We start from the raw sequence: 21,109 nt of genomic DNA, 5'->3' as shown, positions 1-21,109 counted from the left end.
AGTCGGATGCCTGCCCGTGTACTCGTCGTCCGCTCGGCTTCGCCATCATGCCTGTCGGGGCAGCTTTCAAGATGTCTCTTAAGCGCGAGAGAAAGATCCCGCTTGGAGACATTCAGACAAAGAGCTACCGTTCCCACATTGCTGTGGGTTTTGATCCGACAATCGCTTGTTGAAGCGTCGCCTACGTGCACACCGCCGCCGATTTGCACGCTCGCCCCGTTTCCGATACCGCGCTGGTCTCAAGATCGTGGGCGCCGCTGACGTCTTAAGGAATACACTATGCGGAAAGACTCGCAACGGAATTGATTCACACTTGAGGCATCAAAAATCTTGATCTGCGTTAACGCCACGCGGCACTTGTGCACAGGCTTCAGAGCAAGTTTTTGGATTCGTGCACAGAATCGAAGATGCCGCGTCCGATGTGACAATTCTCCGCCACCGCCAAAAATTTTTTACAAAAGCGTCACGCGCGCGACGCGCGGGTGAATTTTCCAAATGCTTGGCCTCACTATGTCGATAAGTTGTTAGCGAGCCATCGTTTTTTGAGTCTCGTTTCACAGGGTAACTCCATCGCGTGACGCGATCCGGGGAAACTACGGTGTGCAGAACTCGCAAGCCCGCGAATTCAACTTGCGCCCGCCTCGCAGGGGCTTTTTGCACCGCGGTGCAAGTTTCCGCTGTTGCAAAACCATTCGCAGGTAAAACTACGGACGCGTCATGGTGCAAGCGCCGCAATCCTCCGATCGAAGGTCGTTCGACGCGTGACTGCTTGCGTGAATATGACGGGCAACAAAAAAGCCCGGCGTGAGGCCGGGCTATTTGACGCGTGTGATGTGCGATGTGATCGCCCGATCGAACGACTCGATCGGACGGCGTGCCAGAACGCTCGCGAGTTTACTTGGCGAGCTTGGCGATCTGCGCGGTGAGCCGCGAGACTTTGCGGCTGGCATTGTTCTTGTGAATGATGTTTCGCTGCGCGGCGCGCATCAAGGCGGGCTCGGCATTCGCCAGCGCCGTCACGGCAGCGGCGCGGTCGCCGGTCTTGATCGCTTCTTCGACGTTACGTACGGCACCGCGCATCTGGGTGCGGCGCGACTTGTTGACAGCGGTGCGGCGGGCGATCTTGCGCGTCGCTTTCTTGGCGGAAGTGGTATTGGCCATGGTCTCAATGTCCTTTGCGGGTACCGGTCGCGTCTTCGTCGGGTAGCGCCGGCTTGCTTGACCGCGTAATCGACGCTCGGAATTAGGGTGTTCGGTTGCTAGGCTGTTCCCGGAACATGAGCGACGGCCTTGCGGCTGCCTCTGAGGCCCAAGGAGCCTCTCAGCCCAAGAAGCCTCTAAGCCCAAAGAGCCTGCATCTGCTCAAAGAACAGCGGCGGCAGGATTGCGCCCGCCGCCAGTTGGCGCCCTTATAGAGAGGGTCTTCGGCACCGTCAACGCTTTCCCGGGCTGCAAAAGCAGCCCCTCAGAGCCGGGATGAGTGCCGTAACGCCCTGAAGAGGTTGAATTTCTGCCGTCTCCCTTGTATTGGCTGGCGGCGTTCCGAGGGTCGTCCGATCGGACGACTATATAGGGTGAGGCATGATCCGCGGCTTTTTCCGACTGATTGGGCTGTTGCTGCTCGCCGGCGGGTTCATCTTCATGGTCTATGATGGCGCCCGCTGGGTGGCCGACCAGACCCTGCGGTTCACCCGCTTCGGCCAGTTCTGGAACGACATCAATCAGGCCAGCCAGACGGCATTCCGGACCTGGGTTGAGGCCAAGGCGCCCTGGCTGTGGACCTCGGTGATCCGCCTGGTGCTGGATCAGCCGGTTTTCGCCGTCCTCGGCATTCTCGGCATCCTCCTGATGATCCTGTTCCGCCCGCGCAAGCCGTTGATCGGCTATTCCCGGGATTGAGCTTTCGAGCATGCCGCGCTGTAACAGGGCTGCCGCTCCGTGCGTAAAGACCTATATTCCCACCTGATCGCGAGCACGCCGCCTGAGTAATTAGCCCAGGCGATGCACGGCTCGTTCGGAGATCCGTCCATGGTGTTCATGCGCAAGACCACCGCATTGCCGAGCGCCGCGGAAGCGCTGCCGGGCCGTGCGCAAGCCATTCCGACCGCGACCACCCATTTCGTCAACGGCGCGAAGTTGCAGCCGCCTTATCCCGCCGGTCTCGAGCAGGCGGTGTTCGGGCTCGGCTGCTTCTGGGGCGCCGAGCGCAAGTTTTGGGAGCTCGGCGACGGCGTTTACACGACTGCTGTCGGCTATGCCGGCGGCCACACGCCGAACCCGACCTATGAAGAGACCTGCTCGGGCCGCACCGGTCACACCGAAGTGGTGCTGGTCGTGTTCGATCCCACCAAGGTGTCGTACGAGAAGCTATTGAAGACGTTCTGGGAGAGCCACAACCCGACGCAGGGCATGCGTCAGGGCAACGACGTCGGCACGCAGTACCGGAGCGCGATCTACACCTATTCAGACGCGCAGAAGAAAGCGGCCGATCAATCGAAGGCGCTCTATCAGAAGGCGCTTGCTGCAAAAGGTCTCGGCACCATCACCACCGAGATCGCACCCGCCGGCGAATTCTACTTTGCCGAGGACTATCATCAGCAATATCTGGCCAAGAATCCCGCCGGCTATTGCGGCCTGGGCGGCACCGGCGTGTCCTGCCCGATCGGCGTCGGTGTGAGCGCGTAAGCTGGTCCCTCGTCATGGCCGGGCTTGTCCCGGCCATCCACGATATTTCGTGCGGCACCAAGAACGTGGATGCCCGGGAAGAGCCCGGGCATGACGGAGTGTTTGGTACCATTGCCAAGCCACCCGCCCCCTCAACGCTTTATTAACCATAACCGGTGCATCACTGGATCTGTCTCGTTTCGAGGGATAAGTCCGGTGCCGGTTGCACGCGCGTTTCGATGGTCGATCTCGGCAGCATCCCTGGCAGCGTCCGCCGCGCTGACCCTTGGCGGCTGCATGCAAACCGCTGGTCCCGTCGCCTATGTGCAGCCGCGCGCCGATCTCGATTCGATGGTCTATGGCCAGCCGTACAACGCGCCGCAGCCCGCCGTCGTCGGCAGTGGCGGCGGTGCCATCGCAGCACTCAGCAATTCCTTTGCCTCGCCTGCGCCCATGCCGGTCGGTTATGCCGCGCCGATGGCGGCGCCTGTTCGCTACGATGCCTCCTATCATCTCGACGCCGGCGACAAGCTGCGCGTGGTTGTCTACGGCCAGGAAGGTCTCACCAACAGCTACGCAATCGACGCCGGCGGCTCCATCACCATGCCGCTGATCGGCGGCGTGCCGGCACGCGGCCGCACCCCCGCGGGTCTTGCCGGCGAGATCGCCGCAAGGCTGCGCAACGGCTACATTCGCGAGCCCTCGGTCGCCGTCGAGATCGAGGCCTATCGTCCGTTCTTCATTCTCGGCGAAGTCTCCGCGCCCGGCCAGTATCCTTACGTGCCGAACATGACGGTCGAAAGCGCCGTCGCGATCGCCGGCGGCTTCTCGCCCCGCGCCAAGCGCGACGTGGTCACCGTCACGCACACCGAAGCCGGCGGCGCCATGCGCGCCGTGGTGCCGCTCGGCACCCCCTTGAGCCCCGGCGACACCGTGTTTGTCGGCGAGCGCTGGTTCTAGAGCGTTTTCGAGCGAAGTGGATACCGGTTCGCGTAAAGAAAACGCGTCAGAAAAGAATGTAGAGCCTCGGTTCTGATGCAATCAGAACCGAAGCTCTAGCTCACCGCCTGAAATCCAGACGCCCGTTCGGAAAACATCCGTCGATCCTGGTGGCGTCGACCACCAGTCCAACCCATGGCCGTGTGATCGCCGGGTTGGTCAGGTTGATATATTTCCCGACCAGGCGACCCGCGCGATCACGCGCCGTATCGATCAGCCCGTGCCGGCGGCCATGGTCCCAGTCGAAGCGGAGGAAAATGCGCTCGCCTGCGACCCGCACCTCCGCGCGTCCTTCTTTCCAGGCTTGCGGCGTATCGCCGGCAATGGTCGGATCTGCGCCGCCATTCCAGCGGCTGGCCCAGATGCCGTCGAGCGGGTCTGACTGTGCCGCGATAATTGCCCATGCCGCCGCGTTGACGTCAGCCGCATCGCCGGCAAGCGCGGCGGTTGCGGCATAGTCCATGACGTCGCGATCATCAGGCGCGGGCACGTCCATGGTGCCGAACGGATTGCGGATGACGATGTTCGTATTGGCCTGCTGCATCATGATCTCCCGGCGCGAATTGGCTTGATCAGCCAGCTCTATCGCCGGGCAGCAGGATGCAGCCACCCGATTCCTGCTCGTCATCCGGGGCGCGCGAAGCGCGAGCCCGGAATGACAGCGAAGACAGCCGCGCGCGCTACGATTTCAAATGCTTCGCGAAAAATTCCATGCTGCGCGGCCAGGCGATGTCGGCGCTGGCCTTGTCGTAGCTCGTCCGCTCGTCGCAATGGAAGCCGTGCTGCGCGCCCGGATAGACGAAGACCTCCACGTCCGGCCGCTTCGTCTTGATGGTCTCGACGTCGGTCAGGGGAATGCCGGCATCCTTCTCGCCAAAGTGCAGCTGTGTCGGAACTTTTGGTGTCTCGTCGGCATAGCGCACGACGGCGCCGCCGTAATAGCCGATCGCGGCCTTCAGGCCCGACAGCCGCGTCGCCGCGACGAAGGCGATGCTGCCGCCCAGGCAAAAGCCGATGATGCCGACCGGGCCGACGCTCTTCACCGCATCGATCGCCGCCTGCGTGTCGCGCAGCATCGCGTCCCAGTCCGGACTGGCGACGAACTTGCGCGCTTCCGCGATCTCGTCGGGCGAGTAGCCGGACTGGAAGCCCGGCGAGGTCCGGTCGAAGATCGACGGCGCGATCGCGACATAGCCTTCCCCGGCGAGGCGATCGCAGACCGAGCGGATGTGATGGTTGACCCCAAAAATCTCCTGGATCACCACCACCGCGCCCTTCGCCGTGCCGGCGGGGTCAGCGCGATAGGCACTGAGCTGGAATTTGTCGGAGGCCGTCAGCTTGATGTCCTGTCGCACGCGGGTTGTCCTTTTGGTTAGTCTTCGATTGCGGGTTCCGCTCGTTCCACAAACTCGTCATGCCCGGGCGTAGCCGTCCGAAGGACGGCGTCGCTTCCGCTCGCCTATGTCCCGGGCATCCACGTTCTTGGTGCGGTAGGAAAGATCGTGGATGGCCGGGACAAGCCCGGCCGTGACGATGTGGCAGCTCCAACGCATGATGGCGCAGAGACGATTGCTCTGCGTCATGAAAAGCCACTCTCACTCCCACATCCAGTTCTCGCCATAATCCTCCTTCCAGCCCGCCAGCCGTCCGTGGCGGAATTGCAGGAACAGGCGGTGACGGGTGGGGATCAGTCTGCTGCCGCCGATGTTGCGAAGGGCGAGATAGATCTCGTTGCCGGGGCGTCCCCGCACATATTGCAGCGGTTGCCCCAGCGCCCGCGCAGTCTGGTCGGCATCCATGCCGAAAGCGAGCGGCGTGTTGTTCGACAAGGTCGCGACGAAGGGCAGGCGGGGCAATGTCCCGCCGAGTTGCTCGGCTTGCGCGGATGCTGACAGCAACACCGCGCCCGCAGCCAATATAGCTCGCTTCATCGCCACTGTTCCTGTCCGACCTATTCCGGCAAGTTCTTCAGGAAAGGCAGCACCGCGTCAACAAAAGCCTGTGGCTGGTCGATGTTGACGGCGTGTCCGGCGGCGGGGATCACGACTTTTTGTGCGCCGGGAATTTTCGCGGCCATGTAGTCCGAGGCAGCTAGGAACGGCGTGTCGTCGGCGCCGACCACGATCAGGCTGGGCACCTTGATCTCCGGCAGCAGCTCGATCACCTTCGCATCGCGCTGGGTCAGCATGCCGCGTGCGGCGAGCGCCAATCCCCTGGCATCGCGATGGCTCGCGGTGGCGCGCTCGCGCGTTGCCGCCTTCAGCACGTCGAGCCCTTCGCGATCGAATTTGTCGGCAGTGGCGAGCGCGCGCGCATTCCAGGCCTCGCGTGCATCGTCCTTCTTGAAGCCGGGGCCGGTGTCGATGATCAGCAGCGCGCGGACGCGCTTTGGATGCGCGCGAGCGAAGGCAAGCGACATGTAGCCGCCGAGCGAGAGCCCGCCAATGATGGCGCGCTCCGTGCCGCCACATCGAGGATCGCGGCGATGTCGCCGACGGTGAGTGCTTCGCTGTAAGCGGCGGGATCGTCGGGATAGTCGGACTGGCCGTGACCGCGCATGTCCCACAAGATCAGCTTGTGATCCCGGGCAAGTGCCTCGACCTGCCCATGCCACATTGCCGAAGTCGATGAGTAGCCGTGGGTGAGCAGCAGCGGCCAGCCCTCGCCATGAACCTCGTAATGGATTCCAACGCCGTCCCGATCGATCTTAGGCATTGCATCCACCTTATTATCTTGTCTTCCCCCATCTTAACGCGCCGGGTTACTCGGAGGAAACTGCCTGAATGCGATGGCCTGCCTGCTTGGCGTGCACTCTGTTGCGTTCAGCCGCTGCATCACCGCTGTTCTCGCAACGCACAAGATGCGCGCGCCTCGTTTGTTTCGATCGATTCCAAATTGCATTTGCCTCCGCGCCTGAACGCGATCATTCTTGCGATCAAGGCTGGCGCCGGCCCGGTGGGCGTCCGCTACTCAAGTTGCCGCCGTAAGCGGCTTCATGCACCGGCAGGGGAAGACGCCTATGCCAACTCTCACCATCAACGGGCGGAGTCTGTCCGTGGATGCGGCGAACGACACGCCGCTCCTCTGGGCGATCCGCGAGCAATTGCAGATGACCGGCACCAAATTCGGCTGCGGTGCCGGCCTGTGCGGGGCCTGCACCGTGCACGTCAACGGTGAAGCCGTGCGTTCGTGCCAGACCATGGTCGGCGATGTCGCCGGCAAGAAGATCACCACCATCGAAGGCCTCGCCGCCAAGGGCGACCATCCCTTGCAGAAGGCATGGATCGCCGAACAGGTGCCGCAATGCGGCTACTGTCAGTCCGGTCAGATCATGCAGGCGGCCTCGCTGCTGGCGAAGAATCCCAACCCGACCAAGGAAGAGGTCGTGGCGCATATGGACGGCAATCTTTGCCGTTGCATGACCTATTCGCGGATCCAGAAGGCAATCATGCGCGCCGCAACCGAGATGCGCACCGCATCCGCCTCCGGCAACGAGCGGAGGCCCACATGAACAAGCACGTGAACAACGTTGCGCCCGAGGCGACCGATCTCAGCCGCCGCTCCTTCCTGGTCGGCACAGCGGCCGCCGGCCTCGTGCTCGGCTATGCCGGCGTGCCCGGCATCGGTGAGGCGCTTGCGGCGCCTTCGAACTTCGAGCCGAGCGTTTGGTACGCGATCGCGCCCGATGGTCTCGTCACCGTCACCTGCGGCAAGGCCGACATGGGCCAGCACATCGCCTCCACCATGGCGCAGATCGTGGCCGAAGAGCTGGGCGCGAAGTGGAGCGACATGCGCGTACAGCTTGCCTCCAACGATCCGAAGTTCAACGATCCCGTGTTGGGCGCTCAGATCACCGGCGGCAGCTGGTCGACCATGATGAACTTCGAGGCCATGAGCCGCGCCGGCGCTGCCGGGCGGATGGCGTTGACAGAAGGCGCGGCCGCCGCGATGGGCGTGCCGGCGTCGGAGCTCGTGGTGCGCGATTCCATGATCTCGCACCCGAAGTCGAAGAAGGCGATGTCCTTCGCCGATGTCGTCAAGAGCGGCAAGGCGACAAAAACCTTCACGCCGGACGAGCTGAAGGCGATCAAGCTGAAGACGCCGGATCAATACACCATGATCGGCGTGTCGGTGCCGCAGCTCGACATTCCCTCCAAGACCAACGGCACGGCCAAATACGGCATCGACGTGATGCTGCTAGGCATGGCCTATGGCGCGGTCGTGACGCCGCCCGTGCGCTTCGGCGCCACGGTGAAATCGGTCGACGACAGTGCCGCCAAGAAAGTGCCGGGCTTCATCAAGGCCGTCACCCTCGACGACAAGACCGGAACGACCTCGGGCTGGGTCGTCGCGGTCGCCGGCACATATGCCAACGCCAAGAAGGCGGCGCAGGCGCTCAAGATCGCCTATGACGGCGGTCCAAACGCGAAGGTGTCGAGCCAGTCGCTGCTCGACGAGGCCATGCGGCTTCAGAAGCAGGAGGATTCCGGCCAGTTCTTCGTCAAGGACGGCGATCCCGCGGCGGCGTTCGGCACGGCGGCCAAGGTGCTGGAGGCGGAGTACACCACCAGCATCAATATCCATGCGCCGATGGAGCCGATGAACGCCACTGCGGAGTTCAAGGGCGAGATCCTGCACATCTATTCCGGCAACCAGTTCGCAACGCGCTCCGGCGCGATCGCGGCGGGTGCGGCCGGGATCGATCCGAAGTTCGTGGTCATGCATCAGATGTGGCTCGGCGGCGGCTTTGGCCGCAGGCTCGATGCCGACATGATGATTCCGGCGGTGCAGGCGGCGAAGGCCATCGGCAAGCCGGTGAAGGTGATCTATACGCGCGAGAACGACATGACGATGGATTTCTCGCGTCCGCTCACCTACCAGAAAGTGAAGGCAGGCGTGGACGGCGACGGCAAGCTCATCGCGCTCAGCCACGACGTGGTTTCGGCGTGGCCGACCCAGCGCTGGGGAATACCCGATTTCCTGACGCCCTCGGTCGACAAGAAGGGTCCGCTCGACTCCTTCACGGTGAACGGGGCCGACTTCTTCTACACCGTGCCCAACCATCATGTGCGCGCGATCAAGAACGAGATGGCGCACAACGCGACGCCGTCCGGCCAGCTCCGCTCGGTCGCGCCGGGCTGGACCTTCTGGGCGGTCGAAAGCATGATCGACGAGATCGCGGCGGCGGCGGGCAAGGACCCCGCGCAGTTCCGCATCTCGCTGCTCGACGGCGCCGGCAAGAACGACGGCGGTGCGCAGCGGCTGCGCAATACGCTGCTCGCCGCGATGGGTCTTGCCGGCTACGGCACCAGGAAGCTGCCGAAAGGTGAGGGCATGGGCGTGGCCTGCGTCTCGTCGCAGGAACGCGCGACCGCAAGCTGGACGGCCTGCGTCGCTCACGTCGCCGTGGCGCCATCGGGCGAAGTGACCGTGAAGAAGCTCACGGTCGCCACCGATGTCGGCACGCAGGTGCATCCCGACAACATCCGCGCCCAGGTCGAGGGTGCGGCGCTGTGGGGCCTGTCACTGGCGATGTACGAGAAGGCGACGCTGAAGGACGGTGGCATCGAACAGACCAATTTCGACAGCTACACGCCCTTGCGCATGAGCCAGGTGCCGGAGGTCGCGATCGCCGTGATCGCCAATGGCGAAAAGGCCACTGGCGTCGGCGAACCCGCGGTGACAGTGATCGCACCCGCGATCGGCAATGCCATCTTCAACGCCTCGGGCGCCCGCGTCCGGGCCCTGCCGATCACGGCCGAAGCCGTGAAGGGCGCGATGAAGGCGTAAGGCTGGTTGCGATTGTTGACCTGACATGATCCGCCGGGGGCAGCCCCCGGCGGATTCGTCGTTAAAAAAGCCCTGTGTTTGCAACCACATCTCTACTGTGCATGGGGTTGTTTTCGAGGTTTTTGATTGGAACCGCCGGGGACGCGAATTCCGTAAAATTGTCCCAGATTCCGCAGGGTTCCATTGAGCACGCCTCTTAAGGGCCGGAGAACCTGATCCGGCTTAGGCTTTTGCCCGAAACACGCCCGTGCTCTTGGGGAAGCCATGAACGCCTCAGCCAAACCCGCCGCCAAACGCCGGCTTCTGCTCGCCTCCGACCGGAGCGACGAGAGCACCGAGCTCGCCAGCATTCTCAAGGCGGTCGGCGACGTTGCCACGGTAACGACGCAGGAGCTCCCCGAGCAGCCCTCGCGCGATCTCTCCGGCCTCGTGGTCGACATCAATCTGCGCTCGCCCGACAGCGTGCAGCGGGTGCGCAACAAGCTGCGCGGCGACGCCTATCGCGCCATGCCTCGTCTGTTCGTGCTTGCGGACGCCCTGCATCACGGCACCATGCAGGCTTGGGCGCTGGGCGCCACCGACACCATCTCGCGGCCGCTTCAGCCTGAGGACATCCTGCAGCGCATCCGTGCCGCCTTCCCCGACACCGCCGTCTATGACGCGACCGATCGTGGCAAGACGCTCAATCGCGGCGTCGAGGCCGCGCACGCGGTGCTGAAGAAGATGTTCGAGAAGCTGCCGCTCGGCGTGCCCCTGACCTTCGACGACGTCATCGCCGCCGAGAGCAAGATCCTGAAGGCGATCAAGCACTCCTCGCTGCGCGAGTGGCTCACCACGGTGGGCTGCCACCATGTCGGCAGCTACCGGCATTGCCTGTTCGTGACCGGATTTGCGGTCTCCTTCGCCCAGCACCTCGGCATGCGCGAGGACGACCAGCGCCGGCTGACCCGTGCCGCGCTGCTGCACGATGTCGGCAAGGCCTTCGTTCCCTCCGCGCTGCTCGACAAGCCCGGCAAGCTCACCGACGAGGAGATGGCTGAAGTCCGCCAGCATCCGCGCCGCGGCTATGACGCGCTCGCGGCTCAAGGCGGCTTCCCGCCGGAGATGCTGGACGTCGTGCTGCATCACCACGAATTCCTCGACGGCTCCGGCTATCCCAACAATCTCTCGTCGAACCAGATCAGCGATATCGTGCGGGTCACGACCATCGTCGACATCTACGCGGCACTCGTGGAGAAGCGCGCCTATCGCATGCCTTTCACCCACTCGCGCGCGTTTGCGATGATGGAAGGCATGGGCGGCAAGCTGGACCAGCAGCTGTTGCAAGCGTTCCGCCCGGTGGCGCTGGGGTCGTTCTGAACTCCGGTGTCGTCCTGGCGAAAGCCAGGACGACGTTGTGGTAATCGCTCGTGCTACCCCACCATCTTCCTCAGCTCCGCCTTCGCCACCTTCTCCAGCGTCGAGCGCGGCATGTCGTCGACGAAGCGGATCTCGCGCGGCATCTTGAAGTCGGCGAGGCCGGCGCGGCAGGCGGCCATCACGGCGTCGTGCAGATCAGGCCGGGCACCGGCGACGCCACCCTGCGGGATGATGAAGACGACCGGCACCTCGTCCAGCATTGGATGCGTCTTCGCCACCACGGCGGCCTCGCGCACGCCGGGGACCAGTGCGACCACCTGCTCGATCTCCGACGCGGCGACGTTCTCGCCGCCGACCTTCAGCATGTCCTTGCTGCGGTCTGCGAAGCGAATGTAGCCGTTCTCCAGCCGCCCCACGCGGTCACCGGTGAGAAAGAAGCCGTGCTCGTCGAAGCTCTCGCGCGTCGCCTTTTCGTTGTGCAGATATGCGGCGAACAGCGACAGGCCGACAATGCCCTTGATCGAGAGATTTCCGGTGCCGTCGATTTCGGTCGGCCGCCCGTCGTCGTCGGTGATGCGGATTTCATATTCCGGCGCGGCGCGGCCGATCGACATCGGGATGTTGGGCTGGTCGATCTCGCCGACGATGCCGTGGGTGATGGTCTCGGTCATGCCCCACCAGCCGATGATCTTGACGCCGAAGGCGGCGAAGGCCGGCGGCTCGTTGATCGCGGTGCCCCACAGACGGAATTTGTGATCGCTCGGGATCTCCTGCTCGAGCAGCGCCTTCATGCAGAACGGGATCGTCGAGGTCCAGGTCGAGCCGTGCTCGCGCGCAGCGCCCCAGAACCGGCTGGCGGAAAAGCGCGGCTGGATCACGCAGGTGGCGCCGACCCATAGCGTCGCCAGCATCGAATAGGCCAGCGCGTTGGTGTGGAACAGCGGCAGATAGGCCTGATGCACGTCGCTTGCGTGCAGGTCTTCGTGCGCGGCGTTGATCTTGGCGCCCCACAGCGCGTTGGCGTGGGTCCACAGCACCGCCTTGGGGCGCGATGTCGTGCCCGAGGTGTATTGCACGCTGCACGGCGCGAGCGGATCGATCGCGCGCCTGGGACGGTCGGCGCTATCGGCGAACAGCTCCTCAAAGCTGTCGCCGCGTGAGACCGGGTTCCCGGGCGGCGCGCCCGCATCGTGCGAAGTCACCGCCATCCAGCGGATGTTGCGGCAATTCTGCGCGACGATCTCGGCATAGGCCGGCTGTGTGATCGCGGCGACCGCGCCGCAATGATCGGCAAAATAGTCGAGTTCGGCCGGCGCCGAGCGCGTGTTGGTGGTCACCGCGATGGCGCCGAGTTCGACACAGGCGAACCAGGCCAGCAGCGCCTCGATGCAATTGTCGAGGTGAATGAGCACATATTCGCCCGGCTTCACGCCGCGCTTCGTCAGTCCCGCCGCGAGCGCGCCGACCCGCTCGTGAAACTCGCCATAGCTCCAGCGCCGCGCAGGCGCGTCGAACGGCGCCCAGATCAGGAACGGATGTGAGCTGCGCACGTCAGCCCGCATCTTCAGCAGCCAAGGCACATCGAGCCCGTCGAATGGGCCGACGATTCCGGCGGCGGCTTGCGAAGTCGGCATATGTCCTCCCGTGCAGCCTGCATCTTGCCGGCGGCCGCGTTTTGATGATTGCGTCTTCCTGCTCTCTCAGCCCTCATGCGACGGTGCGTGGGGCAGGCGGCTTGGCCTTACCGGCCGCCGTCCTCGTATGACGAAATCTCGATCAGGCTGCCATCCGGATCCCTGCAATAGACCGAGCGCAGCGTGCCGCGGGCGCCCTGCTTGGGAACCGGGCCCTCTTCGATCGCAACGCCATGTGCCTTCAAATGCGCCACCACCTCGTCGGGGCTGGCGGAGGTGAGGAAGCACAGATCCTCGCTGCCGGCGGTCTGGTGGTCCGCGGTGAACCACTCCACCTTGTCGGCATCGCGCGGCCGGACGTTGATCTTCTGGTTACCGAATTGTAGCGACGTCCGCGGCGCTTTGCCGCCGCCGGGGTCGAATACCTTGACTTCCATGCCGAGAATCTTGCCGTACCACTCGGCGGTCACTGCGACGTTCGCGACGTTGATCACGAGATGATCGAGGGCTTCGACCTTGACCGCCATGCCTTATCCTTTCGTCGTGATGCACCCCGTGTACTTTGCGCCTGCGGCAAGCTTTGTTACAACCGCGCCGACGCCATTTTCAAGCTATCTGGCTTCAAGAACAACACGTTGGGAGAACCCTTGAGATGATCACACGCCGTACCGCGCTGAGCCTGCTCGCCGCCAGTCCGCTTGCAGCCAGCCCGCTGTCGAAGGCCCTTGCCGCCGATTACCCGACCCATCCGGTGAAATGGGTGGTCGGCTATCCGCCGGGCGGAGCCACCGACATCCTGGCGCGCCTGATCGGCCAGCGGTTGTCGGAGAAGTTCGGCCAGCAATTCGTGATCGAAAACAAGCCGGGTGCCGGCAACAATATCGCCACCGAATCGGTCGTCAACGCCGAACCCGACGGCTACACGCTGCAACTGGTCAATCCGGCCAACTTCATCAACGCCTCGCTCTACACCAACCTGAAATTCAACTTCGTGCGCGATATCGCGCCGGTCGCCTCGTTCCAGCGCGTGCCGAACGTGATGACCGTCAACAAGGACGTGCCGGCCAAGACCGTCGCCGAGTTCATCGAATACGTGAAGGCCAACCCCGGCAAGGTCAACATGGCCTCCTCGGGCAACGGCACCTCGGTGCATCTGTCCGGCGAGATGTTCATGGCGCTGACGGGCTGCAAGATGCAGCACGTGCCCTATCGCGGCGCCGCACCCGCGATCACCGACATGCTCGGCGGCCAGGTGCAGGTGATCTTCGACAACATGCCCTCGATCATCCAGCACATCCGCTCCGGCTCGCTCCGCGCCATCGGCGTCACCACGGCGGAGCGCTCGCCGCAGCTGCCCGACGTGCCGGCGATCGGCGAGACCGTGAAGGGCTACGAGGCGAGCGCGCTGTTCGGCATGGGGGCGCCGAAGAACACGCCCAAGGAGATCATCGCCAAGCTCAACAGCGAGATCAACACGCTGATAAAGGAGCCGGACATGGCCAAGCGCCTGGTCGAACTCGGCGGCGAGCCGCGGGCGCAGACGCCCGAGGCGTTCGGCGACGAGATCAAGGCCGAGACCGAGAAATGGAAGAAGGTGGTCGAGTTCGCCGGCCTGAAGGTCGAGTAGCGATCTTGTGATGTCCGGGAATGGAGCCCTGCCGTTCGGCAGGGCTTTTTTCTTGGATGCCGTGCCATTGAGCTGGAATAAAGCGGCTTCGTGAAACCTGATGGGTATATGGCGCGTATGATGCGCTGTGAGGAGAGGAGTAGATCATGCGTAAGACGCAATTGGTGCTGGTGGCACTCGGCGTGACAGCCCTTGCCGGCTTCGCGACGGTTACGCCGGCAGCGGCGCGCGACTATCCTTGGTGTGCCCAGGGCGGTGAGTATGATTATCCGGGGGAATGCTCCTACAGCAGCTATGAACAATGCCAAGCCAGCGTGTCCGGCCGGCTGCTGTACTGCGATCGCAATCCCCGCTTTGCCTACAGCCAGGTTTCTCCGGCGCAACCGCGATCGCACCGGCGGCCGCGCCCCGTCGCGCCGTACTAGCGAGCTGGCTGACTTCAGCCCGGTTGGAGCGCCTCGTATAGGCTCGACGCCTCCAGCCGGCCCGCGTTGCCGCTACCGCTTCGCGTCGGCCTGCTCGATTCCGTTGCACGAGATCAGCATCGTGTAGGGCCGCGCATTGCCCGCGATGTCTGTGGTCTTGATCTCGCCTTTCGGTTCGGCAGTCTGGTAAGGCACCACGGAGTTGTCGAGGAAGTCGCGCAACGCGCCGGTCTTGATCGCGAAGTTGATGTTTTCGGGGATGTTGCCGGTCGCAGCGGCCATCCGTAATCCGTCCAGCTTTCCCGTAACGACGCCAACGATCTGCCCGGTGGTGTCGAACAGCGGGCCGCCGCTATTGCCGGGCTGCACCGGCGCACTGATTTGCAGGAAACGCGAATCGTTGCGCATGCCGCTGAGCGAGCTGACGATGCCGGTCGTGACGGTGAAGTCCGAAGTCAGCAGCCCATGGAAGGGAAAGCCGATCGCGACGACGGAATCGCCGGAGCGGATCGAGCGGTCGCGGATCCGGGCGAACTCCTTGAACATGGTCGTCGACGGCGCCTGCAGCAAGGCGAGGTCGTTGTTGGCGTCGCTCGACACCACGCGCAAAACCATTCCGGCTTCGCCCGTGAGATTGCCCTTGATGTCGCCGACGCAGCCATTGATCACATGGTTATTGGTGACGACGTGTCCGCTGGCACTCACGACGAACCCGGTGCCGCTCTTGGCTCTGGCAGGTTTGCTGCCGTTGGCTGGCGGTCCCTGCTTGTCCGGCGCTGGCTGCGGCTTGGCGGCGATCTTGGTGAAGTCGCCGGCCTTGTCGAGCCCGTCGGCTTTCACCTTGGTGACGCAATTGGCCAGTGCCGCAATCACGGGCCCGGCCGAGGTCAGGTCGAAATTCAGCACGGTGCGGCCGCTCGTCGCGACCATCAGGCTTGCCTTCTGAAACGTTCGTACCACGTTGGCAGGCATGACGGAGCTGAGCATGTTCGTCTGGTTGGCCGTGGCGAACAATCTGGCTTGCTCCTGTCCGTCAAAGATGACGTCGATCGCGGCATTCTCGCCCTGCTTGAAGCGGTAGCTGGGACTGGCAAAGCTCAAGATCCACGAGCCCCCAGCATTCTGGCCGACGACGAGAATGACGCCGTTGGCATAAGGCGCCGTCGCGGCACAATGCGAGAAGGCTCCCGTTTCGTCATTGCTGAACGCGCCGCCGACCCAGTTGCCGATTTTGACGCTGCCGAATGGGCCGGCTGCCTGTGCTGCGGTGACGACGCTCACCTGCAATAATGACGCAACGATGAATGGCTTAAGCCACATACTCTCCCCCCAGCGCGTTCGCGCGCATCTTATCCGCGGGAGGACGTCTCGCGCAACCGGCAGTTGTCTGTTGAGGACGGATCCTCTCGGGCGACCTTCGGGACTTGCCTTTACTTTGCAATCCGATATGCTTTGCGGTACAAAGTAACAGACGGATAGACCCGGCAGGGATAGGCGGAGCGAGGTTTTGGCGTTGCCAATGCGCGATCTCGACAAGGCACTGGCCGACATCGTGGCGATCCGCAGCCAGATTGCGGCAGGCACGGCATTTCGCGGTTACGGCCCGGCGACGATGGCCGCGACCGGCGCGGTCGCGCTTCTCACCGCGATCCTGGAATTCTGGCTGCTTGGTGATGCCACCAGCGAACCGCTCGGCTTCTTCTTCGGCTGGTTCATTGCCGCCGCGCTCTCCGGCCTGATCATCGGCATCGAGATGCGCGCGCGTTCGCGCCGCCATCATTCGGGCCTCGCTGATGCCATGATCCACCAGGCCGTCGAGCAATTCCTGCCCGCTGGCGTTGCCGGTGTGCTGCTTGCGGTGGTGATGTGGAAGTTCGCGGGCGAAACGCTGTGGCTGCTGCCGGGCCTGTGGCAGATCCTGGTGTCGCTCGGCATTTTTGCCTCCGTCCGTTCGCTGCCGCGCACCGTGGCGCTCGCCGGCGCCTGGTATTTCATATCCGGCTTTGCGGTGGTGGTGCTCGCGAGCCAGACCCATACGCTGTCGCCATGGACCATGGGCCTGCCCTTCGTGATCGGGCAATCGGTGATGGCGGGCATTCTGTATTTCGCATCGGGAGACCATGATGTCGAAGATTGACAGCGCACCCTTCTCTTATGAAGGACTGGACCGCGTGATCCACGAGAAGGCGAGGCTCGGACTTCTGACCTCGCTGATGGCGCATCCGAAAGGTCTGGCGTTCGCCGATCTCAAGCAGCTCTGCGGCCTCACCGACGGCAATCTCAGCCGGCATCTCGCCGTGCTCCAGGAAGCCGGCCTCGTCGAGGTGACCAAGGGCTATGAGGGCAATCGCCCGCACACGACCTGCCGCCTGACCAAGGCCGGCCGCCGCCGCTTCCTCGACTATCTCGCCGTGCTCGAACGCCTGGTGCGCGACGCAGCCAAGGCTGCCGGCCGCGAGGCGGCGCCGCTCGGCCGTCTCGGTATCGTCTCGACCTGATCCTCCCCCTTTTTTGACCGGAGACTTTGCAATGCAAAGTGACCTTGTGTCCCGCAACGACAAGCTTCACGTCGGCATCATCATGGATGGCAACGGCAGATGGGCGACGCGGCGCGGCCTGTCGCGCGTGCGCGGCCATGAGGCCGGCGTCGAGGCGATCCGCCGCATCGTCGAGGCCGCGCCCAAGCAGGGCATCGGCACGCTGACGCTCTACGCCTTCTCGACCGACAATTGGCGAAGGCCGAAGGCCGAGGTCGCCGCGCTGATGACGCTTCTGAGATTCTACCTCGGCAACGAGGTGCAGAGCCTGGTCAAGAACGGCGTGCGCCTCACCGTGATCGGCCGGCGAGACCGCCTGCCCGACGGTATCGCCAATGCGATCGCGCGCGCGGAAGACGCCACCGCGCACGGTGGCACGCTTCATCTGCGCATCGCCGTCGACTATTCCGCCCGCGACGCCATCCTCAACGCGGCGGCGAAGGCGGCGGCGCTGACGAGTCTCACCCGCGAGGCGTTCTCGCAGCTCGTCACCGGCGAGGCCGGTTTGCGCGACGTCGACCTCATCATCCGCACCTCGGGTGAGAAACGGCTGTCGGACTTCCTGCTCTGGGAAGGTGCCTATGCCGAGCTGCACTTCACCGAGCGGATGTGGCCCGAATTCGACGCAGGCGATCTCGCTGCGGCCCTGGCCTCCTTCCACGGCCGCGAGCGTCGCTTCGGCGGCCTCCAGGCGATCGTGCCGGAGGAGGTGCCTTCACTCTCTCGCGTGTGACGCCCGGCACCGAGCAACGAACTGTTCGTTTTCGGCCGCAAGATTGGCAGCACCGTCCAAGCGGTAAGCGCGCGGTCTCGGCTAGGTGTGCATTCGATGCAACCTGCCGAGAGCCGCGCGCATGTCACAGCCGTTGCTGGATGCCATTGTCGAGTCAGCCGAAGGCAACGCCACGCTTCGTATCAGGCCGGCCAGCGCGTCCGATGTCGAGATCCTCTCGATCTATTTCACGAGCCTCTCCACGACATCGCGCAACAAGCGCTTCATGGGCGCGCGGGCGGACTTTGCAATGATCGCGGCCGAATGCGTCGCCAAGACCAGCAATCCCGGTCATTTCACCCTGCTCGCCGAGATCAGGCACGAAGGGCAGGGCACGATCATCGGCGAAACCAGATACGCCTACGATGCGGCTGCACGGCATGGTGATTTCGCCATCTCTGTTGCCGATGGCTTTCAGCGCCAGGGCGTCGGCCTCCAGATGATGACGGCGATGGAGAGGCACGCGAGCGATCTCGGTCACGAGATGATTGCAGCCGAGACCGCGCGCGTGAACGCCGAGATGCGCGGTCTTGCGAAGAAAGCGGGGTTCGAGGACACCGGTCTCGGAGACTGGCAGTCGGTCCATCTCGCGAAGCGTCTGTCGCGATAGCCGGGCTTGCCGCGAACCGAGCAAGCGCGACCGAAGTCGGCGGACGTGGCGGAGCTGGACCCGAGCGTCGAATTCTGGTGTCGTGGCACACCCTCAATCGCGTGTCTCCCAATGACCTCCTTCAAGACCATTCGTGCGCGCGCCGAAAAACGCAAGGGCGGGCCCAAGGCGCTCGAAAAGCTGATGCCGGAAAAGCCCGACCTGAAGGGCCTCGCCAAACGCGGCGACGACCGCATCCTCGCAGAGATGACGAAGCGTGTGTTTTGCGCGGGCTTTGCCTGGAGCGTGATCGAGACGAAATGGGACGGGTTTGAAGACGCCTTCCTGCGTTTCCAACCGGCCAAGCTCACCTTCCAGCCGGAGGATTATTGGGAGGACCTGCTGCGCGACGCGCGCATCGTGCGCAACGGTGCCAAGATCATGTCGGTGCGCGACAACGCGGCCTTCGTCCAGGAGATCGCAAGAGAGCACGGCAGCTTCGGCAGGTTTCTGACGAAGTGGCCGCCGTCCGACCAGATCGGCCTGCTCGAGCTTCTAAGCAAGCGCGGCAGCCGTTTGGGTGGCAATACCGGCCAGATGCTGCTGCGGTTCGTCGGCTGGGACGGCTTTGTGACGTCCAGGGACGTCGTGGCCTGCCTGCGCGATGCCGGTCTCGACATTGCCGAAGAGGTCAAGTCGAAGGGCGATCTCGCCAAGGTGCAGGCGCAGTTCAACGCGTGGGCCGAGGAGACCGGGTTGTCCTACACATATCTGTCACGCATCTGCGCGCTCTCTGTTGGCGAGAACAGAAGCGAGTAACGAATTCGGCTCTTGAAATCAGCTCTTGGAATTTGGCTCTTGGGATGTTGAATCATGTGCATCCTGTGGCGATCTGGTGCCGCAAGCGCGGCAGACGCGACGCGCGATCACGAAATGCATTTCTCCGGAACATTTGTGCGTAGCACCTGTTCGGAAGATTGGGCCAGGCGAACATCAGCGCAGGGAACGCCCGCTCTGGCTCAGCTCAGTGAAACCGACGTGACAGAAACGGAGCAGCTCATGAAGCTCACATCCGAACAGGTGAAGCAGACCGTCAACCAGCTCGGCGCTCAAGTGCTGCCCGACGAGCATCCCGCGATGCCGCAGCTCAACAGCATGTTCGGCGAGCACACTTTCTTCGTCGATGAGACGGGGCTGAAGGTCGTCGAGCCCACGGCGCCGCCCGGCACCGAGCGTCAGAGCGGCGAAGTCGTCAGCCTCGCCGATTGGGGCGATTCCGAGCTGACCCGCCTGATGGCACACGAGCCCGAACCGACGGGCGTGATCGTCGTGTTCGAGCACGTGAGGCATTGATCGGGCCCGGCGGATCGTCCTTCGGCGGCGAGTCTGAAAACCCGCCACCGTAGATTCGCGTTGCGAGCGCGCTCGACGTGGCTCTCTGCGTCCGCCGAAAGCCCGTCGGTTTGGTTCAGATGCCGAGAGTCAGCTGCGGCGGCTCCGCATCGTCCCCGGCCTGGAGGGAAGACAGCGAGACCCCCAGCAGCCTGACGCTCTTGGGCAGCGGAATCTCGACTTCGAGCAGGCCGCAAGCCAGCCGCTCAAGATCGTCCCGGCCTGCAACCGGCGAAAGAGCGGACCTGCTGCGCGTGATGATCTCGAAGTCGGCAAACTTGATCTTCAAGGTGACGGTGCGGCCACGGCTGCCCGTCGCCTCGCAATGGCGCCACACCTTGTCGACGAGCGGCTTGAGCTCGGCGACCAGCGCGTCGAATTCGGTGAGATCGCTTGAGAACGTGGTCTCCGCGCCGATGGACTTGCGGACCCGGTTGGCCCGGACCGGCCGTTCGTCGACACCGCGCGAAATCCAGTAGTAATAGGCGCCCGACTTGCCGAAATTCGCATTCATGAACTCCAGCGTCTGACGACGAATATCGAGACCGGTGAACATGCCGAGCGCGTTCATCTTCGCACCCGTGGCCGGGCCTATCCCATGGAACTTTCCGACCGGCAGGGTCTCGACGAAGGCGGGTCCCATCTCCGGTGAAATCACGAACTGACCGTTGGGCTTGCGATGATCGGAGGCGAGCTTGGCCAGGAACTTGTTGTAGGAGATGCCGGCCGAAGCGTTGAGGCCCGTCTCGGCCTTGATCCTCTCGCGGATCCTGAGCGCAACATCACGCGCCAGCGGGATGCCCTGCAGGTTTTCCGTCACGTCGAGATAGGCCTCGTCGAGCGACAACGGCTCGATGATGGGGGTATGCTCCGCGAAGATGTCGCGGATCTGCCTAGAGATCGCCTTGTAGACCTCGAAGCGCGGCTTGACGAAGATCAGATCGGGACATTGTCGCTTCGCCGTCACGGATGGCATGGCAGAGCGAACGCCGAACTCGCGGGCCTCATAACTGGCGGCCGCGACGACGCCACGTTCCGCGGAGCCTCCGACGGCGACCGGCTTTCCGCGCAGCTCCGGATGATCGCGTTGTTCCACGGACGCGTAGAAGGCATCCATGTCGATATGGATGATCTTGCGGACGGGCGAAGCTTCGCCGGTCGCCGTGTCGGATTCGCTCATGGCAAGATGATACAATCGAGCGATGAGAAGCGCGAGGTGGGTGTGGTTCAGCGCTCGAGACAGGCTGGCCGCCGCTCCGGGATGTCCCACTTCATCAAAAAACAATCTCAGGCTTGTGAGTGGCCAGCATGGCCGCGCGCT

General features: G+C 63.7%; 23 protein-coding genes and 1 pseudogene. 14 read left to right on the top strand and 10 right to left on the bottom strand.

The window, feature by feature from the left end:
- Positions 1–894: 894 nt before the first annotated feature.
- Positions 895–1,161: a 30S ribosomal protein S20 gene (gene rpsT, locus IVB19_RS36110; RefSeq protein ID WP_007598259.1), complete on the bottom strand. Its 267-nt coding sequence runs from the start codon at positions 1,159–1,161 to the stop codon at positions 895–897.
- Positions 1,162–1,581: 420 nt separating this feature from the next.
- Here rpsT and IVB19_RS36105 point away from each other — a divergent pair, with 420 nt between their 5' ends.
- From IVB19_RS36105 to IVB19_RS36095, 3 genes are all read left to right on the top strand, one after another.
- Positions 1,582–1,899 (top strand): hypothetical protein, encoded by a 318-nt coding sequence (locus IVB19_RS36105; protein WP_007616084.1) that lies wholly within the window; start codon positions 1,582–1,584, stop codon positions 1,897–1,899.
- Between the two features lie 129 nt (positions 1,900–2,028).
- The gene (gene msrA / locus IVB19_RS36100; protein ID WP_026233037.1) at positions 2,029–2,685 is read left to right on the top strand and encodes a peptide-methionine (S)-S-oxide reductase MsrA; all 657 of its coding nucleotides are present in this window, start codon (positions 2,029–2,031) and stop codon (positions 2,683–2,685) included.
- 195 nt (positions 2,686–2,880) lie between these two features.
- Complete coding sequence (locus IVB19_RS36095; protein WP_018455842.1) at positions 2,881–3,624, top strand: polysaccharide biosynthesis/export family protein; 744 nt, start codon at positions 2,881–2,883, stop codon at positions 3,622–3,624.
- 100 nt (positions 3,625–3,724) lie between these two features.
- On the opposite strand, the gene IVB19_RS36090 is transcribed toward IVB19_RS36095, so the two are convergent.
- The 5 genes and pseudogenes from IVB19_RS36090 to IVB19_RS40845 all read right to left on the bottom strand — a co-directional run.
- Complete coding sequence (locus IVB19_RS36090; RefSeq protein ID WP_026233038.1) at positions 3,725–4,207, bottom strand: hypothetical protein; 483 nt, start codon at positions 4,205–4,207, stop codon at positions 3,725–3,727.
- A 136-nt stretch (positions 4,208–4,343) separates the two neighbouring features.
- Positions 4,344–5,018, bottom strand: coding sequence for a dienelactone hydrolase family protein (locus IVB19_RS36085; RefSeq protein ID WP_018455844.1), 675 nt, complete (start codon positions 5,016–5,018; stop codon positions 4,344–4,346).
- A gap of 240 nt (positions 5,019–5,258) precedes the next feature.
- Positions 5,259–5,594 (bottom strand): hypothetical protein, encoded by a 336-nt coding sequence (locus IVB19_RS36080; RefSeq protein WP_026233039.1) that lies wholly within the window; start codon positions 5,592–5,594, stop codon positions 5,259–5,261.
- A 20-nt stretch (positions 5,595–5,614) separates the two neighbouring features.
- Positions 5,615–6,229, bottom strand: a complete 615-nt coding sequence (locus IVB19_RS36075; RefSeq protein ID WP_524536726.1) for an alpha/beta fold hydrolase — start codon at positions 6,227–6,229, stop codon at positions 5,615–5,617.
- Positions 6,193–6,279 (bottom strand): annotated as a pseudogene (locus IVB19_RS40845) (alpha/beta fold hydrolase); the annotation flags it as partial. The pseudogene IVB19_RS40845 and the gene IVB19_RS36075, both read right to left, overlap by 37 nt.
- Positions 6,280–6,682: 403 nt before the next feature.
- Between IVB19_RS40845 and IVB19_RS36070 the strand changes: the two are divergent.
- From IVB19_RS36070 to IVB19_RS36060, 3 genes are all read left to right on the top strand, one after another.
- Positions 6,683–7,174, top strand: coding sequence for a (2Fe-2S)-binding protein (locus IVB19_RS36070; protein WP_007616069.1), 492 nt, complete (start codon positions 6,683–6,685; stop codon positions 7,172–7,174).
- Complete coding sequence (locus IVB19_RS36065) at positions 7,171–9,453, top strand: xanthine dehydrogenase family protein molybdopterin-binding subunit (RefSeq protein ID WP_247295899.1); 2,283 nt, start codon at positions 7,171–7,173, stop codon at positions 9,451–9,453. Before IVB19_RS36070 ends, IVB19_RS36065 begins: the two co-directional genes overlap by 4 nt.
- 264 nt (positions 9,454–9,717) lie before the next feature.
- On the top strand, positions 9,718–10,812 hold the full coding sequence (locus IVB19_RS36060) for an HD-GYP domain-containing protein (protein ID WP_085349734.1): 1,095 nt from the start codon (positions 9,718–9,720) through the stop codon (positions 10,810–10,812).
- Positions 10,813–10,865: 53 nt separating this feature from the next.
- Here IVB19_RS36060 and IVB19_RS36055 read toward each other — a convergent pair whose 3' ends face one another.
- Complete coding sequence (locus tag IVB19_RS36055) at positions 10,866–12,446, bottom strand: AMP-binding protein (RefSeq protein WP_018455850.1); 1,581 nt, start codon at positions 12,444–12,446, stop codon at positions 10,866–10,868.
- 107 nt (positions 12,447–12,553) lie between these two features.
- On the bottom strand, positions 12,554–12,973 hold the full coding sequence (locus IVB19_RS36050) for a VOC family protein (protein ID WP_018455851.1): 420 nt from the start codon (positions 12,971–12,973) through the stop codon (positions 12,554–12,556).
- A gap of 125 nt (positions 12,974–13,098) precedes the next feature.
- Between IVB19_RS36050 and IVB19_RS36045 the strand changes: the two genes are divergently transcribed.
- On the top strand, positions 13,099–14,073 hold the full coding sequence (locus tag IVB19_RS36045; protein WP_018455852.1) for a Bug family tripartite tricarboxylate transporter substrate binding protein: 975 nt from the start codon (positions 13,099–13,101) through the stop codon (positions 14,071–14,073).
- Between the two features lie 146 nt (positions 14,074–14,219).
- The gene (locus tag IVB19_RS36040) at positions 14,220–14,498 is read left to right on the top strand and encodes a DUF3551 domain-containing protein (RefSeq protein ID WP_083926408.1); all 279 of its coding nucleotides are present in this window, start codon (positions 14,220–14,222) and stop codon (positions 14,496–14,498) included.
- A 72-nt stretch (positions 14,499–14,570) separates the two neighbouring features.
- Here IVB19_RS36040 and IVB19_RS36035 read toward each other — a convergent pair whose 3' ends face one another.
- Positions 14,571–15,818 (bottom strand): S1C family serine protease, encoded by a 1,248-nt coding sequence (locus tag IVB19_RS36035; RefSeq protein ID WP_026233040.1) that lies wholly within the window; start codon positions 15,816–15,818, stop codon positions 14,571–14,573.
- 199 nt (positions 15,819–16,017) lie between these two features.
- Here IVB19_RS36035 and IVB19_RS36030 point away from each other — a divergent pair, with 199 nt between their 5' ends.
- From IVB19_RS36030 to IVB19_RS36005, 6 genes are all read left to right on the top strand, one after another.
- Positions 16,018–16,635: a hypothetical protein gene (locus tag IVB19_RS36030; protein ID WP_018455854.1), complete on the top strand. Its 618-nt coding sequence runs from the start codon at positions 16,018–16,020 to the stop codon at positions 16,633–16,635.
- Positions 16,622–16,996, top strand: a complete 375-nt coding sequence (locus IVB19_RS36025; protein ID WP_007616058.1) for a winged helix-turn-helix domain-containing protein — start codon at positions 16,622–16,624, stop codon at positions 16,994–16,996. Before IVB19_RS36030 ends, IVB19_RS36025 begins: the two co-directional genes overlap by 14 nt.
- A 31-nt stretch (positions 16,997–17,027) precedes the next feature.
- Positions 17,028–17,768: a di-trans,poly-cis-decaprenylcistransferase gene (locus tag IVB19_RS36020; protein ID WP_018455855.1), complete on the top strand. Its 741-nt coding sequence runs from the start codon at positions 17,028–17,030 to the stop codon at positions 17,766–17,768.
- 121 nt (positions 17,769–17,889) lie between these two features.
- Positions 17,890–18,417, top strand: a complete 528-nt coding sequence (locus tag IVB19_RS36015) for a GNAT family N-acetyltransferase (RefSeq protein WP_085385541.1) — start codon at positions 17,890–17,892, stop codon at positions 18,415–18,417.
- 111 nt (positions 18,418–18,528) lie between these two features.
- Positions 18,529–19,215 carry a DNA-3-methyladenine glycosylase I gene (locus tag IVB19_RS36010; RefSeq protein WP_018455857.1) on the top strand — a complete coding sequence of 229 codons (687 nt, stop codon included), beginning with the start codon at positions 18,529–18,531 and terminating at the stop codon, positions 19,213–19,215.
- 240 nt (positions 19,216–19,455) lie between these two features.
- Positions 19,456–19,749 carry a hypothetical protein gene (locus IVB19_RS36005; RefSeq protein ID WP_007598221.1) on the top strand — a complete coding sequence of 98 codons (294 nt, stop codon included), beginning with the start codon at positions 19,456–19,458 and terminating at the stop codon, positions 19,747–19,749.
- Between the two features lie 115 nt (positions 19,750–19,864).
- Here IVB19_RS36005 and dinB read toward each other — a convergent pair whose 3' ends face one another.
- A complete protein-coding gene (gene dinB / locus IVB19_RS36000; protein WP_018455858.1) occupies positions 19,865–20,968 on the bottom strand; it encodes a DNA polymerase IV in 1,104 nt (367 codons plus the stop codon).
- Positions 20,969–21,109 lie beyond the last annotated feature (141 nt).

Source organism: Bradyrhizobium sp. 187, from assembly GCF_023101005.1.
GTDB lineage: Bacteria > Pseudomonadota > Alphaproteobacteria > Rhizobiales > Xanthobacteraceae > Bradyrhizobium > Bradyrhizobium canariense_D.
Note: the sequence above shows the minus strand (reverse complement) of the source record. Positions and strands in the feature narration are given on the sequence as shown.